This is a genomic window from Pedobacter frigiditerrae (assembly GCF_004331645.1).
GTDB lineage: Bacteria > Bacteroidota > Bacteroidia > Sphingobacteriales > Sphingobacteriaceae > Pedobacter > Pedobacter frigiditerrae.
The window spans coordinates 347,032-361,242 of sequence record NZ_SJSK01000003.1; the positions used below are offsets into that span (position 1 = coordinate 347,032).

The 14,211-nt window shown below is 36.5% G+C and carries 13 protein-coding genes and 1 tRNA gene; 9 read left to right on the top strand and 5 right to left on the bottom strand.

The genetic code is table 11. The features are described 5' to 3' along the window. Nucleotides 1-110: 110 nt before the first annotated feature. The 5 genes from EZ428_RS13095 (at nt 111) to EZ428_RS13115 (ending at nt 3,504) form a co-directional block, all read left to right on the top strand. Nucleotides 111-542, top strand: coding sequence for a hypothetical protein (locus EZ428_RS13095; protein ID WP_131553618.1), 432 nt, complete (start codon nt 111-113; stop codon nt 540-542). 157 nt (nt 543-699) lie between these two features. Further along, nucleotides 700-1,359, top strand: coding sequence for an SMI1/KNR4 family protein (locus EZ428_RS13100; protein WP_131553619.1), 660 nt, complete (start codon nt 700-702; stop codon nt 1,357-1,359). Nucleotides 1,360-1,470: 111 nt separating this feature from the next. Continuing rightward, nucleotides 1,471-1,926 carry a DUF5063 domain-containing protein gene (locus EZ428_RS13105; RefSeq protein ID WP_131553620.1) on the top strand — a complete coding sequence of 152 codons (456 nt, stop codon included), beginning with the start codon at nt 1,471-1,473 and terminating at the stop codon, nt 1,924-1,926. Nucleotides 1,927-2,056: 130 nt separating this feature from the next. Further along, entirely contained in the window at nt 2,057-2,944 is an 888-nt protein-coding gene (locus tag EZ428_RS13110) for a hypothetical protein (protein ID WP_131553621.1), read from the top strand. A 227-nt stretch (nt 2,945-3,171) separates the two neighbouring features. Beyond that, nucleotides 3,172-3,504: a hypothetical protein gene (locus EZ428_RS13115; RefSeq protein ID WP_131553622.1), complete on the top strand. Its 333-nt coding sequence runs from the start codon at nt 3,172-3,174 to the stop codon at nt 3,502-3,504. 144 nt (nt 3,505-3,648) lie between these two features. On the opposite strand, the gene EZ428_RS13120 is transcribed toward EZ428_RS13115, so the two are convergent. The 3 genes from EZ428_RS13120 to EZ428_RS13130 all read right to left on the bottom strand — a co-directional run bounded on the left by EZ428_RS13120 (nt 3,649) and on the right by EZ428_RS13130 (nt 7,977). Continuing rightward, entirely contained in the window at nt 3,649-4,575 is a 927-nt protein-coding gene (locus tag EZ428_RS13120; protein WP_165501773.1) for an energy transducer TonB, read from the bottom strand. Between the two features lie 750 nt (nt 4,576-5,325). Continuing rightward, a complete protein-coding gene (locus EZ428_RS13125; protein ID WP_131553624.1) occupies nt 5,326-6,654 on the bottom strand; it encodes a paraquat-inducible protein A in 1,329 nt (442 codons plus the stop codon). A gap of 51 nt (nt 6,655-6,705) precedes the next feature. Continuing rightward, nucleotides 6,706-7,977, bottom strand: a complete 1,272-nt coding sequence (locus EZ428_RS13130; RefSeq protein WP_131553625.1) for a paraquat-inducible protein A — start codon at nt 7,975-7,977, stop codon at nt 6,706-6,708. Nucleotides 7,978-8,206: 229 nt separating this feature from the next. Between EZ428_RS13130 and EZ428_RS13135 the strand changes: the two genes are divergently transcribed. Beyond that, nucleotides 8,207-8,764, top strand: coding sequence for a hypothetical protein (locus EZ428_RS13135; RefSeq protein ID WP_131553626.1), 558 nt, complete (start codon nt 8,207-8,209; stop codon nt 8,762-8,764). 216 nt (nt 8,765-8,980) lie between these two features. On the opposite strand, the gene EZ428_RS13140 is transcribed toward EZ428_RS13135, so the two are convergent. Beyond that, nucleotides 8,981-9,391 carry a hypothetical protein gene (locus tag EZ428_RS13140; protein ID WP_131553627.1) on the bottom strand — a complete coding sequence of 137 codons (411 nt, stop codon included), beginning with the start codon at nt 9,389-9,391 and terminating at the stop codon, nt 8,981-8,983. 520 nt (nt 9,392-9,911) lie between these two features. Between EZ428_RS13140 and EZ428_RS13145 the strand changes: the two genes are divergently transcribed. Continuing rightward, complete coding sequence (locus tag EZ428_RS13145; RefSeq protein ID WP_131553628.1) at nt 9,912-10,376, top strand: acyl-CoA thioesterase; 465 nt, start codon at nt 9,912-9,914, stop codon at nt 10,374-10,376. Between the two features lie 588 nt (nt 10,377-10,964). Here the strand turns inward: EZ428_RS13145 and EZ428_RS13150 are convergent. Beyond that, nucleotides 10,965-11,037, bottom strand: a tRNA-Lys gene (locus tag EZ428_RS13150). A gap of 446 nt (nt 11,038-11,483) precedes the next feature. Here EZ428_RS13150 and EZ428_RS13155 point away from each other — a divergent pair. Next, complete coding sequence (locus EZ428_RS13155; protein WP_165501774.1) at nt 11,484-13,520, top strand: glycoside hydrolase family 3 C-terminal domain-containing protein; 2,037 nt, start codon at nt 11,484-11,486, stop codon at nt 13,518-13,520. Nucleotides 13,521-13,697: 177 nt separating this feature from the next. Further along, nucleotides 13,698-14,195 carry a D-glycero-alpha-D-manno-heptose-1,7-bisphosphate 7-phosphatase gene (locus EZ428_RS13160; RefSeq protein ID WP_131553630.1) on the top strand — a complete coding sequence of 166 codons (498 nt, stop codon included), beginning with the start codon at nt 13,698-13,700 and terminating at the stop codon, nt 14,193-14,195. The last annotated feature ends 16 nt before the right edge of the window (nt 14,196-14,211 follow it).

Sequence of the window (14,211 nt, forward strand, 5' to 3'; positions counted from 1 at the left end):
TAAATCAAGCTTTGTGCATCAATCAAAGTCTGTGCTTGGTTGACATTGAATTGCTTCGAAATCGCCACCTTCGGGTAGCGCCAAAACGTTATACGTAATTGCCAGAAAAAATGAAGACACTGACTTCTATAATAATTTTTCTATTTGTGACCACAACATCGTTCGGTCAAGACATTTCTGGCACTCCTTACGGACTGACAGCTGAAGACAATGAGATATGGTTAAAAAAAGTATTATTGTCCGACAAGGAGACAAAACTAACTTTAATTCAGCATAGATTTTTTAGACAAAAGGAGTTTAAGAAGTTAGCAAATGACGCTATACCAATATTAATTGCAAACGGTATTGTCGTAAATGAAGTAGCAAATATCGAATTAAGGAATTTATTGGTCAATCAACTTACACCAGACAACGTTCAGGTTACAATATTGGATAAGGAACCAGAAGGACTTTATGTCAATAAAGCTTGGACAGGAATTATTATCTTAAATATTAAAGACAGGAAAATAAACAAGCTATTGAAAAGACAAAAATCTTTATAGACAATTGCAACTACGTATAACAACACGTTTAAGTTAAGCCTCGGGCTAAGTGCAAGCATAATAATTTGAAGTTATTTATTTAGTTTAGTGATGTGGGTAATTTGTGCAAATAAATTTAGGCTCAACTTAAACCTATAAACCGTTACCAGCCACTATAATGACAAACGAACAGACATACAAACAAGTAATAAATAAAATCGATTGGCTACTAGAGATTGCCAAGCGAAAAAACTGGACAATTATGCTTAAGCCTTTCATCGACAGGCCTGCGACCGTAGCAGAAATAGATTCTGTTGAAATGCAAATTGGAAAGACTATACCTGACGACTTAAGAAAGTTATTCTATTTTTCTAAACATTTAGAATTTAGCTATCAATTTGACGAAACACTTTCAGAGGAGTTCAGACAGAATTTTTCTGGTGACATTTATTGGAATTTAAATTCACTTGCAGAACAATACACTAATTTTCAAGAATGGATAAAAGCATCCATTGACCCAGAATATAACGACATAGAAGCAATCGAAATAATGGAAAAACTATGGCAAGACAAATTGCCTATGATGGATGTTCCAAATGGAGACATAATCGCCATTGGAAATAGTCCTTCCGAGATAATATATTTTTCTCACGAAGGAGACACTATGCACGGCAAAATCCTGGGTGACAACTTGTGGAATTTTCTTGACTTCTATTCACGAATTGGATTTGCGGGGAGTGAAGATTGGCAACTTGAACCATTCTTCGACTTTGACAAAAATATTATGGTAACACAAGGAGACAAAGTTGACAGATATGGCCAACTGTTAGAAAAATAACGGCTGTTAACAAGTGTTTTGCATTAGGCGGGCTGACGTATAAACTTGAAGCATGTACCGCCACCTTCGCCAATCCACGTAAATTATGTTCCATATTAGTACGAAATCTCAATGAAAGAACTAATTCCTACAATAAACGAAATTGTTAAATATGGACTGCTACCAAACTTGACAATATCTGACAAAGAAAAATTGCTGGAAAGAAACCTTGTGAAAATTTACGACCTGTATTTTGACATAAAATACGAATTTGATGAAACCGATTTCCCTGACTTTGACCAATCGCTACTTCCCGACATCAGACAAAATATTTCAAGTAATTTTAAGGACTTTGGATTTTACAAAACCATTCTAGATATTAATGATGTTAACAATTTAACAGACATTGCACTTGGAGATGCAATGGACGATTTGAGCGACATCATCCTAGACCTTTTAGAAATTAAATGGCGAATTGAGAATAATAGCTTGGCAGATGGACTTTGGTATTTTCAATTTATTTTCCATGGACATTCGCAACAACATATTCTTGACTTACTGAATTTTATGAAACAGAAAAATGAATAACAATACGTCACATAACAGGAGTTTTGCTAATTTTTCGGCGACAGGCTCCAAAACGTTACCTGCCATGCGTAGCGACACTGCTAACTTTGAATTGACTTTAAGAAACGAACACTTTAATTAAACAACCTTGATGAAATACTTTTTGACATTTATTCTTCTGGTAACAGCAACTTTTACAAAGGCTCAAATAAGACTTGAACAAAAGGACTTAAACAATTTAATAGCTATAAGTGAACTATATTCATACAATACAAATGCAAAAGGTGACAAATTTGCCAAAGCAATTGACTCATTAAGGACACCTAAGCTTAATCATATTATTGATGCTTTAATTGCAGTGGGTAAAGGTGACATGACAATTTTAGAGAATCGCTTTCTAGAAAGGCCAGATAACGAAGAGTTAGTATTGTGGTATGTCATTCGTGAAATCCATTACAATAGGATAAACGAAAAACTCACACCAAGACCAGTTGCAGTTGTAGCAAATGAAGTTCTTTCCAAGAAGATTGATAGCCTATGGTTGCTTGGTAACTACTACTATCGCATTCATGGCGGAATCGCTACATTATTTAACGATGCTGATTTGAGTAAGCATAATTTCAACATTGACGGTTTAGGATTTAAAGACGAAACTGAAAAGGCAATCTTCTTTTTGAATATGATGAATACCTTGGTTGGTGGGCGATTCAAGGTTCTTCAGATGATGAAGAACAATAAAAAGATACTTGAATTTTGCGACAAACTTCCAAAATTTAATGACAAGGAATATTTCTACTTTAAAAACTTTGACTATGATGACTTTGATTGGATTGGATACGATAAAACAGAATCATACAATGAAAGACACATTGGAGGTTTTTACAGTATATTGATTGCACAATTCAGCGCAATTGCTGAATTAAGGGGCAAGAAGGATGCGCAAGAAATTTATTTCAATTCTATTCTACACGAGCCAAAATATTTTAAGTTCACTCCATCAAAAGGCGACTTACAATCACTCTATGACAAATCTAAATAACTTAGAACGATACAGCTACACACCGCAAAAGACAAATGAAACAACGGACACAAATAATATTTACAATTTTCTTTGTCGCTTATTTGTCGACCGTTTTGTTGACTGATATTTCGTTGACAGGATTTTGGACAGATGTAATCTTTTCAGTGTGTCTTTCAATTTTCGCTTTGCTACTTGTATTTACAAACAAGACAGACGGAATCTGGTTGACAAAGACAATAAATATTTTGTGTTCAATAATTGTCTTTGGAGTTTTAGGACTAAATATCATTAATCCATTTGCTATTGACACCCTTAAACTTCGGGGTTTCTATTGTCAGTCGGTTGACGGGCGACTTTTCAATGCTTACTTTAAACCAGTTGGTGCGTATTCGGGTGGTTACGGAAACTTTTGGATTGCAGAAACACCAAAATATTTCCCTTTGATTGAATGGAGAGTTTATTGGGACAGAACAGTTCACCATGATTTTAATGACGATAAATCTGAAGGTGAACCAATAGACAATTATGAGGTAGTTCGAAGTTATATCAAGAACGAAGTGATTGGCAAACAAAAATGAAACAAGAAGCACGTACTAGTAACACTAGTTTTGAGTTAGGTAGGCTGATTGCAAAATTCACCAGTAGTTTTTCAATTTAGCTGTTCGAGTTGTTCTGCATCAAGGACATTCCTCTTGGAAAAGCAACAATATCGTTTTGCTAACTTATTTGCAATATTTAAGCAGTAATTCATCAGCAATGTTTTTTCCTAGTAGTTTTATTTTATTCCAATCTGCACAAGCTCCTTTGATGTTGCCTAACATTTGTTTACAAATGCCACGTTTATATAAATTATCCGTATCATCTCCCTTGGCCTCTAGTGCCTTATCAAAATAATAGAGTGCCAGCTCATGATCTTTATTTTGATAAGCAGCATTGGCTTTTTGACCATTAAAATAGCTTGGCAATGCCTGATCAGAAGTAAAGTATTGAAGGCTTAGGTCCATCAAGACTTTTACATTTTTACCATTATGTTGTGCTGGTATCCACATGTTTTTTGCACTATTAAAGGCTTTAACATATTCTGCATCAAACTTTGGATTGATGCCTTGAATAATCCTTAAGCTATCTGGTTTTCCATTTTCATCAATGATAAAGGTGCAATCGAACTCACCACTTTTAACATCCTTTTTGTTATTTCGAATTCTGTCGTAGATATAAGTTTGAAAAGCAGGGCCTTTAAACTGGGCATAAATTTTCTGCCCAGATTTATAAGTGGTGTCTGTTCCCTTGATGCTAAAAATATCATCGGGGCTAAGGGCTAAACTTCTTTGAACTAATTTTTCGTTGTAAAGCGTGTATTTAATGGCTTTGGGATCTTCTAGGTCACCTCTTTGAGATGCACTGGCTAATACTAATTTTTCAGGTGTATTTTCAATAATTCTCATGGTATTCAATACAAAACCAACATCGTTTTTAAGCAATAACAGATTTCCTTTTACTTCAAACAAGAATGGCGTACCTAAATCATCGTAAACACCAGCATAATTTAATTTATTTGGATTGCTGAAGGTATATTTAACGTAAGAATATTTCAGTATGTTATCGTCTGGTAGCTCATCATCGCTTAGGTATGATATTTTGGTAGCCACGTAGGTTCCATTTAATTTTATTTGTGCATGGGTTAATAAGGGATGTACTAGTAAGGTTGTGAGTAGGATAAGACGTATCAGTAGGTTGACAGTCTTTATTTTGTGCGTAGGGTTCATAAAAGCGTTTAGGTTTTAAATATAATGTATTGAATTATATTTAGAAAATAGGATGTTGCTATCAGGTTAACAATGGAATTTGTCACTTAGTTAGCTCAGGTCTGTGGCGTGTGGAAAAAGTATTGCACTATCAACAGCAGTTCACTAGCGAGTCGAACCAATCTCCTTTTACAAGTAACCGCTTTTCCTGGTAACTTACTCTAACGCTCAGGCTTTCCCCGCTCTTTGCCGCGGGGGCAATTTACCTTTTCCTTGATGAAAAGGTAACCAAAAATCAAGGCTGTAAATGCCTAGTCGGATAAGTACGTTAATTGTTTTTATACCGCAAGCTGAGCCGTTCGGCGAAAAGCCTTCACTTCTCCATCTTGCTGATTTATTGCTAGAGAGGAGATCTGCTTTAAACAATTAACTACTTCTCCTTCCTTTTGCTTCCGATAGCTATCGGAATAAGGCCAGTCTCGTACTTGGGCTAGGACTGTGTAGTTTTGAGGGGTTGAAAAGCTACATAAAACTAACACTCAAGCTAGCTCATGGCCGTGGTGGTTAAAAAGGGATCAAAGGGCAAATTCAAAAACTAGGTATAGCACATACTACATGCATGCTCCAGTTTGGGAAGAACATTGATAAACTAAATTATTTTGTATTGCAAGTGATCTGCTTTAGCATGAAAGAGAGGAAAAAACCAAAGGCTACATAACCAACAAAGATGATAAAGCCTGGCTGTAATGAAGTGTAATTGACGGTTGCCGTTCTTAAAAACTCGTCTTTCATGTTCAATCCTGAGAGTTGACTTTTTAGAATTCCATTTAAACCGATATAAGTCATCAATATACCTACCACCATGACATCGGCCATGTCCCATTTGCCAGACTCGAAAGTCAAGTATCTTGTAATGCCATTTTCTGCAATTATTGGCTTGCAAAGCATGTGGATTCCTCTTGCAGTAATGCGCAAGATGGGTAGTATAATTACGAAAAGTATAATGATGATACCCACGGTAATTGCATCGGGTTTAGGCTGCTGTATCAGTACTTCTCCAATACCTAAGATACTTTTACTTTGGAAAAAAAGCACCTGATTTTCAAAAACTACCTTTTCGCCCATCATTAGAAATTCAAAGGAACTCAATCGAGCATCTACTTCAATAATGGAAACCGTTACACCAATTATCAATAAGGCCAAAGCAAAAAGTAAAGACATTATGAATAAGGTACTGTGTAAATGGGTCTTTTTTCTCAAGATGACCCAAGCAACAAAGGCCATTGCTACACAGCCTAGCATGGCATATGCATAGTTATAGGTAACCTTACGGCTATTGTTTAATTTGGTTTCTATTTGTTTATTGAAAGCCTGTTGGTTATTAACGTGGTACTTTTTATACACTTGTTTAGTTACTTGATAGATCGCCACTTTTGTGCTATCAAAGGTTTGGTCTACCAGCTTATCGAATTTATCAGTTGCAATATTCTTCAATTTATTGGTTGCTCTTTGGCTAGTTATTCTATTAACAATGGTATTAGCAAAGGAGGGAACCTGAGCGTGAATTTCTTTAGGGTCAACAAATTGCTTAAAGGCAAACTTCTTTAGTTTATTACCAATGCCTTTTTGTGGTTTGGTAATTTCCTTGGTAACTTTACTAATCATGGCGTGGAGTTGCGTTTCGATATCTTTCCGGATTTCTTTTTTTTGCTCCTCAGTTATTTTAAAACCTTTTATTTCCTTGGTTACGATATGCGAAATCTTATCCCGCCAAAGATCTACTGAAAATACACCAAAGGTAATGCTGTTTACAGTGGCATAATCCTCGGCAATTTGTTCTTGCTCGTTAGATAGGGTATAGAGCTTATAACCACAATAGCCTTCCCCAACAAGGAAAATACCAAGGCCCAAAATCAAAAGAACGTTAGCTAGCCTATTCTTTGGAGCTTTCTGTTGCGGTTGCTTATCTTTTTTGGCGGTCAAGGTTGTATTGGGTTTATATGGGTTAAAATTCTATTTTTTGTTGATAATTAACTAAGAGGCATCGTTGGGTGTAATGAACTTGAGAATGGTTGATAAGATTAAACCAAAGAGTACAAAAGCGATGAATATGATATAGCCGGGTTGTAGGGCGGTATTATGAGTTGAGATCATGGTGAGTGAGTTTACAGGAACATTAAGCTGTTGCAATTGATTTTCTAGCAAACCATTTAAGCCAATGTAGGCCATCAGTATGGCGATTACGAAGACATCGGCCATGCTCCATTTACCAGATTGGAATGCAAAATATTTGATGACTTTGTTTTCTGCCCAACTCTTTCTCCCGAGCAGGTGTATACCTGTTGAACTGAGTTTCATGATGGGGAAAAGTATACTGAATACTAAGATAAGCACACCTACGAGGATTGAATCAATTGCCGTTCCTTTAACAAGGATAATGACTACATCTAAAATGCTCTTGCTTTCAAAAAACAAAACTTGGTCTGGGAAGCTAACGTGTTGGCCAAGCAACACAAAATCTAAAGCGTTGATACGAGCATCTACTTCAATCATTGATGCGGTAAGGCCAACACCAAGTAGGATGAAGGCAAAGAGCAATGACATGATAAATAAGGTAGCGTGTAATGCTTTTTGTTTCCTGAAGATCCACCATAAAGTGAGCAACAGCACGATGCAAATGAGCATGGCTGAGCAATAAGTATAGGTAGCGGTTTCGATGCGTTTGAGTTCTGACTGGATTTTTTGGTTCAGTTGCTCATTAGAATCAACCTTGTACTTTTTGTACACCTTATTGATGGCTACGGCATTGGCTGTTAAAATGCTGTCAATTACATCGCTCTGTTCAAACTTGTCGAGCTCTTGGAGTGCCATTTTACTCAGCTGTTTCTTGTTATTGGGATTGTCAATTTTCTTCATCATGGTTCTGGCCATGCCAGGTACCTGTTTCTTGATGGTATCAACATTTACAAAATTTTTAACTGCGAACTTGACTAATTTACCCCTAAGAGATTTTTTTTCTGGTTTGATTACCAGTGCTTCGGCCTTATTGATGAGTGCGATAATGACCCCTTCTGTTTCTTTTTGAAGCGCTTTTTTCTCTTGAGCCGTGATGTTTAAGTCTCTAACCTGGTGTTTAATGATATGTTCTACCTTATCGTGCCATTGATCAACAGAAAAAAGACCTAAATTGATATTGTTCATATCGGCAAAGTCCTTCTTTAAACGTTCTTGACGTTCTGAAAGTTCATGTAGCTGAATTCCAAAGTATCCCTCTCCAATTAATAACAAGGAGAGTCCTATAATCAATAGGATTTTGATTAGGCTTGATTTTTTAGGTGGAATTGTTTGTGTGTTTTTAGACAAGTGCGTAGATTATTGGCTAGTAACAAAAGAGGAGAGAGATTGTTTTGGAGAGGGATTTGGAATTGGATAAATTAAACCCTTATGTCTTTAACATGTTTTAACACTTTAACGAAAGTGACAGGGTTTATCTTTTTTATATTTGAAATAACATATAAAACCTTAAATCAAAACAATGAAAAATATAATTTTAATTATCTTGACAACTTTCGCCTTAACAACTTATGGCCAAGACAAATACAATTATGTAAGCTTTAACAAGCTGACAGAAGTTGAAGGAACTGAATATGTTATTACTGGAATTGAAAATTGGGGCAAAATGGAAGGTTTGAAGAATAGATACCTTTTATTTATTGACACTAAAAGTGGACAGACCAACCAGGTTTACTATCCAAACGAAGGATATTTTCAGAAAGTTGAACAAGTAAAAATTGACAGCTTAGGAATTAATTGTTTACTTGTTTCAGCAAAGACTATTGACCTAGACGGAAAGAAAGGAATTGACTGGAGTGACCCAACCCAAATTATAGTTTTATCAACAGATGGAAAACAAAAAACTCAACTTACTGACAGCAAATTATTTGTAAGCACTTGGGTAGTTAATAAGAAAACAGGAACTATCATTATTACCGGTCATTACGATACAAACAATAATGGCAAACAGGACAAAACAGACAAGAACGAAATTGGAATTTACGACTTGAAAACACTGAAACTGATTAACAAAATTTAAGGCTGAATTGGACCAGCTGTTGGTGATGTGCTATGCCAAAGGTCACATGGCGATGCCCTTGACACATTCCTTTAGGAAAAGGCATCTCGAACTTCCTGTTATTGGGATTTGTAATCCCATTAACCAGGACACGGATACTCTTTCAATATTCAACTAATGGATCACTCCAAACTCGCCTGCCGGTAGACAGGGAATGACAAATTAAACTAAGGATAATCATTCTCCCTCTATTTTCTCTTTTGTTTCATCACTTCTATTCAATATAGACAGATCAAAAATACCTAGCAAAACAATCCATATCACAAAGCAGGTGGCAAGTACCATTAGTCTGCTATCATGGGTTGCTACCACAACGATAATTGCAACGGCGAGCACTAATGAAAGGACTCCTACAATATATTTTGTGACAGCACTCGAAAGTGCATTCCTAAATTCATTAATCGTATTATATATCATAAGGACTAAATATATGATAATAGAGCAATTAATAAACACATCTAGGGTATCTAACCCTTTATCGAACATTCTGCCAGAATCCAATATTGCGCCAGCGATGAAAATAATACGTGTGATCAACCAGAAATAATAAGTTCGATGAAAAAAGTGTTTCATAATGTTATTTTCCATAAAAGTATTGTTTTTTTGATTAATCCCATTAGCCAAAACACTGATGTCTTCTAGTATTCAACCGTTAGATTCCCCCGAAGTCGCCTGCTACCGATAGGCAGGGAATGACGAAACCTCATAAACAAAAAAGCCTCCAACTTTCGTTGAAGGCTTTGTGAACCTCACTGACATTTTCTCGAACCACTTTGTGTCAGATTTAAAACGTATAATTAATCTGGCTGATGAATTAGATGACAAATATTGAAAGTTCTCTATTGGAGTTTCTTGTGATTTCACCACAGTAGTGTAATAATAAGTGCATTAAACTTATATTTTGGTATGAAATGAATTAATATTTGTTGATCTTGATATTAATGCGCAAGTGACGCCGCACTTAACGGTTGCAGTAGGGATCTCATTTCCATCAATTGCATTTAAATCGTGTAATAATAGTAACTGTCGGGAATATGCGAATTAGAAAGTAGATAAAAGAGAGGGGAAACAATTTGAATTGATTTTTTAAAATGCCATCTTTATCACAATGGAACAAAAAACAACTTTCCAGTTTATATCAGAGCCGGCAGACGTAAATTACGGTGGTAACGTGCATGGTGGTAGTGTAATGAAATGGATTGATCAAGCGGGTTATGCTTGTGCTAGCTCATGGAGTTCCAGCTATTGTGTCACAGTATACGTGGGCGGCATCCGATTTTATTCTCCCATTAAAATTGGGCACATCGTTAAAGTTGAAGCCGAGGTAATTTATACTGGATCTACAAGCATGCATATTGCCATCAATGTTTTTTCAAGAAACATTAAACGCCAAGAATTTGAAAAGAAAACCCATTGTATTATTGTATTTGTAGCTGTAGACGACGAGGGTATACCTGTAAAAGTCCCTAAGTTCTACTCCAAAACAGATGAAGAACAGCAGATGGAGCAATATGCCATCAAACTGATGGATTTAAGGAAACAAATTGAAAATGAAATGAAGCCATTTTTGTAAATATTGATTCTCTATTAGTAAAAACTGATAGTTTAAACCATGATCCGCGCACATTGATCTGGTTCAAAGTCTCATTATCGAAAATTTATTTCGACCAGCTGTTCGTGATGTCCTGAAAGGTATCTCGAATTACTTATCCTTGGGATTTGTAATCCCATTATAAAATGCCTACACTTATTCTTCGAGTATTCAACTATGAGATCCTTCGCGGGCTCAGGATGACAAACCATGTTAAAACAAAAAAGCCTCGCCTTTCTGTGAGGCTTCTCGTGATCCCGCTGGGATTATAAGATATGTTCCCTCCGCATTGACCTTGTCCAAAGCCTCATTCCTGCTATACAGGAATGTCTCTGAATAATCTTTAAGGAATTTAACTAATAGATTCCTCCGAAGTCGGAATGACGAAACGAAGTAAAACGAAAAAAGCCTCACTAGTGTGAGGCTTTGTGATCCCGTTGGGATTTTTCGCTCGCTTTAGCCAGGCACAAACCCGCTCAAGAAATAGTTCGAACCCAGGCCAACGCTTCTGTTCGAATCCCAGTGGGAATAAAACAAAAAACCTCCAAGCTTTAGGCTTGAAGGTTTTTGTGATCCCGCTGGGATTCGAACCCAGGACCACTACATTAAAAGTGTAATGCTCTACCAGCTGAGCTACGGAATCAATTTAAAGTATTCGTTTAACCGTTTCCTTTAAAGTGGTGCAAATATAGCTTTATGGAATTTTTAATGCAAGGTTTTTTTTCGGCAATGCCGTAGTCTACTGATTTATAAGGTGATTAATTGTAAATAGACATAGAATAGGGTTATGTTAGTTAGAGGTTATGGTTTTATTAACTTATTAGTTTAGTTGTTGAGGCGTTGTGTTGTTGAGTAAAAAGAATGTAGAGTGGTAGAAAAAATGCATCATTTCAATTTAACAATAGGTGTTTTAGAATTAAAAAATTTGTAAAATTGTTTACGATTCAAGCTAATTCACCATCCTATATGCACTCCAAGTTCATCATTCCCCTTTTATTTTTTTGTACGGCCAGCTGTTTTGCTCAAGATGCTCCTTATTTAAATGCCAAATTACCTTTGGAAACTCGGGTTAAGGATTTGCTAAAAAGAATGACTTTAGAAGAAAAAGCATTACAGATGGATAATCGTACGCCAGCAATTGACCGGTTAAAAATACCTGCTTACGATTGGTGGAACGAAGCTTTGCATGGGGTGGCAAGGGCTGGTTTAGCTACTTCATTTCCTCAGCCTATTGGCTTGGCCGCTACCTTTAACACCAATGGTATGTTTACAATGGGTACGATGGTTAGCGATGAGGCAAGGGCAAAACACCATCAATTTATTAGCGAAGGAAATAGAAAGGAATATACTGGATTAACATTCTATTCGCCCAACGTAAATATCTTTAGAGATCCGCGTTGGGGTAGAGGTCACGAGACTTTTGGCGAAGACCCTTATTTAACCGGGAAACTGGGCGTAGCTTTTGTAAAAAGCATGCAGGGCGATGATCCAAGATACTTTAAAACCATTACTACTGCTAAACATTTTGCTGTACATAGCGGTCCAGAACCCAGCAGGCACGAGTTTGATGCCAGACCGAGTAAAAGGGATTTATGGGAAACTTATTTACCTGCTTTTAAAATGTTAACGCAAGAAGGCCACGTTTATTCGTTCATGTGTGCCTATAATCGCCTTTATGGCAAACCTTGTTGTAGCGATGCCTTTTTATTGAATGATATTTTACGAAATAAATGGAATTTCAAAGGTTTTGTGGCCACAGATTGTGGTGCTGTTTATGATTTTTACATGTTCCATAAAACCGCTAAAGATAGTGTAGAAGCTGTAGCACAAGCAATAAAGGCTGGCGCAGATAACCAGTGTTATGGTTATACAAAAGCAGTTATTCCTGCCATACAGCAAGGTTTATTGAAGGAAAGCGAACTAGATACGGCAGTTGCTCGTTTATTAAGGGCGAAGTTTAAATTAGGTGTTTTTGATGCTGATGAAGCTAATCCTTATTCGAAAATCCCTTATAGTATAGTTAATAATGAGGCGCATCAAGCGCAAGCTTTACAAATGGCGAGGGAATCTATTGTATTGTTAAAAAATGCAGGAAATGTTTTGCCCTTAAAACACAGCCTTAAAACTTTGGCTGTAATTGGCCCGAATGCGAATGATGCTGAAGTTTTACTGGGAAACTATAATGGTGAGCCTAAACATATCGTTACGCCCTTAGAAGGCATTCAAAAAGCTTTCTCGAACACTAATGTGATGTATGCTAAGGGATGCAACGTAATAGACACCCCAAATTATAATCCTAAAAAAGAATTCGATGAAGCATTAGCCATAGCCACAAAAGCAGAAATGATTGTATTTGTAGGTGGCATTTCACCAAGGTTGGAAGGAGAGGACTTAAAGGTAAAGGTTCCTGGTTTTTTAGGTGGGGATAAAACAGATTTAAATTTACCAGCAGTACAATTGAAACTTTTAAAAGAACTGAAAAAACTGGGTAAGCCTATTGTATTGGTCTTACTAAACGGAAGTGCTCTATCCATTAACTGGGAACAAGAGAACTTAAACGCCATTGTAGAGACTTGGTATGGCGGCGAAAAAGGTGGTGCGGCATTGGCTGATGTATTGATAGGCAATTACAATCCAGCTGGAAGATTGCCTGTTACATTTTATAATTCTATTAATGATATTCCTGCTTTTGATAATTACAGCATGGAGGGAAAAACTTATCGTTATGTAACCAAACCTGTACTTTATCCCTTTGGTTATGGCTTAAGTTACACGAGTTTCGCCTATAGCGGATTGAAATTATCGGCTACACAACTCAATAACAAAACACCTTTACGCATTAACTTAACTATTAAAAATTCAGGTACTTATGATGGTGATGAAGTAGTACAGCTTTATATTAAACAAGCTGGTGCTGATATGCCAATTAAGGAGTTAAAAGGTTTTAAACGTATCCATTTAAAGAAGGGTACACAGCAGCATTTGACCTTCGAATTAAAGGCCTCAGATATTCAACATTATGATGTGAAGCTTGATGATTTGAAAACTAAAACAGGGAAGGTTCAGGTATTGATTGGCCCGTCTTCTGCAGTTGCAAGGTTGGTTGGAAGTTTTGAGATCAGGTAGCTTTTCGCCATCTCAACTCGATGTATTCGTCATTTCGACGATAGGAGAGATCTTCGAGTTAATTCTTCCTGCAGATATCTCCTCGCTCCCGAAGATCCCGATAGCTATCGGGACGGGACAGGTGCGCTGCGTTTGATATGACGTTAAGGAACCAAAAATTATTATGATATTCGCAACATGAAGAATAAAGCAATTTTTTTAGATAGAGACGGTGTTTTAAACCACGAAATCAATGATTATATATGCCGTAAAGAAGACTTTGAGGTATTGGAGTATCAAATACCTCCATTAAAAAAGTTCTATGATGAAGGGTATTTATTAATAGTTATCACCAATCAAGGTGGAATTGCTTTAAAAAGATATACAGAAGAAGGCTTAGCAGAAATGCATCAAATCTTATTTGATACTTACAAAAAACAAGGTGTAGAATTTATCGATGCCTATCATTGTCCGCACCACCCAACAGTTAACGACCCTTGTTTATGCAGAAAACCCGGTTCTGGTATGTTATTAGATGCAATTGCTAAATATGATATTGACCCAGCTTTATCTGTTATGATTGGCGATAAACCTAGAGATGTTGAAGCGGCAAACGGAGCAGGAGTGAAGGGAATATTGATTGAGCCAGATGAACAGATAGATTACGATCAAGTGAAAGCTGTTTTATTTGGCTAATGTTTTACCATCTAAG

What these genes read in the sequence shown, in the direction of transcription:
- EZ428_RS13155 (WP_165501774.1), top strand. Translation starts at nt 11,484, where the DNA reads ATGACTTTAGAAGAAAAAGCATTACAGATGGATAATCGTACGCCAGCA.
- EZ428_RS13135 (WP_131553626.1), top strand. Translation starts at nt 8,207, where the DNA reads ATGAAAAATATAATTTTAATTATCTTGACAACTTTCGCCTTAACAACT.
- EZ428_RS13100 (WP_131553619.1), top strand. Translation starts at nt 700, where the DNA reads ATGACAAACGAACAGACATACAAACAAGTAATAAATAAAATCGATTGG.
- EZ428_RS13110 (WP_131553621.1), top strand. Translation starts at nt 2,057, where the DNA reads ATGAAATACTTTTTGACATTTATTCTTCTGGTAACAGCAACTTTTACA.
- EZ428_RS13160 (WP_131553630.1), top strand. Translation starts at nt 13,698, where the DNA reads ATGAAGAATAAAGCAATTTTTTTAGATAGAGACGGTGTTTTAAACCAC.
- EZ428_RS13095 (WP_131553618.1), top strand. Translation starts at nt 111, where the DNA reads ATGAAGACACTGACTTCTATAATAATTTTTCTATTTGTGACCACAACA.
- EZ428_RS13105 (WP_131553620.1), top strand. Translation starts at nt 1,471, where the DNA reads ATGAAAGAACTAATTCCTACAATAAACGAAATTGTTAAATATGGACTG.
- EZ428_RS13145 (WP_131553628.1), top strand. Translation starts at nt 9,912, where the DNA reads ATGGAACAAAAAACAACTTTCCAGTTTATATCAGAGCCGGCAGACGTA.
- EZ428_RS13140 (WP_131553627.1), bottom strand. Translation starts at nt 9,391, where the DNA reads ATGGAAAATAACATTATGAAACACTTTTTTCATCGAACTTATTATTTC.